A 1,166-nucleotide genomic window follows, 5' to 3' on the forward strand; every position below is an offset into this window, starting at 1 on the left:
CTCCGTCGTCCGGTCCGGACAGACCGCGCAGGCTATCGCGAACCTGCTCCCAGGGGGGTGAACTCTCCGGCGACAGCGCCGGCGGCTCGAACACCTCCACCTCGCTTTCGGCGATCACGGAAAAGCTGCGATGCGGCTCCTGCACGGCGACATAGGTGACGGTGTTGCCGAAATAATCGACACGCTCCGTTCTTACCGCCGGGACCGGATCGATGGTCAGTTGACTGCGCCGGATGCGCTGGCGCGGGTGCGGCCGGGCCGTCAGGTGCAGCAGGTGATGGGAGATCGGCACATCCTCGCCATAGTCATAGGCTGTGGCGTGGCGCACGCGATAGCGCGTCGACAGGCTGGTGTCGCCGGAGGCGGGAGCGGGGGACGGAGGCGTCATCGCGTCAGGCCGATCGTGCGAAGGCATGGCTGAAATAGGCATGTGCCAGGAAATTGGATACGTCCGGCAGTGACATCGCCAAACTGTCCAGCAGGGTGCGCAAGGCCTCGCTGGACGCCATTGCGTCGGTGCGCTCCAGGGCGTTGCGCGCAGCGGCGACGATTGCCAGGGCTCCACCGGTTGGATCGGTGCCGGTACCGACGCCCTGTTTGGGCAACGCCCGCATATGCCGGTCCAGTGCCGCCAGCTGGAAAGCCAATGCGCGGGGGTTGGCCTCCTCCCCCATCAGCAGGTCGAGAACGGGGGTGCGCAGAACACTGGTCAGGTGGCGCGCGCGATAGGTCATCACGCTCTCGCCCAACTCCAGCAGGACGGCCAGAGTGGCGGCCTGCATCGGTTCCTCCAGCCGGTCGAGATCGGCGACATGAACGCCGCGCATCAACGCAACCATGTGCAGCGACCGTTCGATCCGCCGGCCGATGTCAAGAAAGCGCCAGCCGGCCCCCCGCGTCATGCTCTCCTGCTCAAGGCCGGAGAAGGCCGCAAGCGTGATCATCACGTCGTCCAGCCGCAGCAGAAGCGACGCGGCGTCCATGCGCGCTTTCGGGGTTTGGGTCTGCCGGTCGATGGCCGATACCACGCGCCACATGTCCATCGACAGTCGGTCGCGCACCGAATAGGCGGTGCGGTGCAGGCGCAGAACCTGGGAGCGCAGGCTGTTGGGGTGGTCGGGATCGGTGACCGCCGCGTGCAGCGCCTCGCGCAGGCCGCGGCTGGC

2 protein-coding genes are annotated in these 1,166 nt (G+C 67.2%); both read right to left on the reverse strand.

Going from position 1 to position 1,166, the window contains the following annotated elements:
* The coding region (locus I71_RS02320; RefSeq protein WP_042689784.1) for a transglutaminase N-terminal domain-containing protein at positions 1–388 on the reverse strand (388 nt) is incomplete at its 3' end.
* Positions 389–392: 4 nt separating this feature from the next.
* The coding region (locus tag I71_RS02325) for an alpha-E domain-containing protein (RefSeq protein WP_042689789.1) at positions 393–1,166 on the reverse strand (774 nt) is incomplete at its 5' end.

This window comes from Azospirillum sp. B506 (assembly GCF_000333595.1).
Lineage (GTDB): Bacteria > Pseudomonadota > Alphaproteobacteria > Azospirillales > Azospirillaceae > Azospirillum.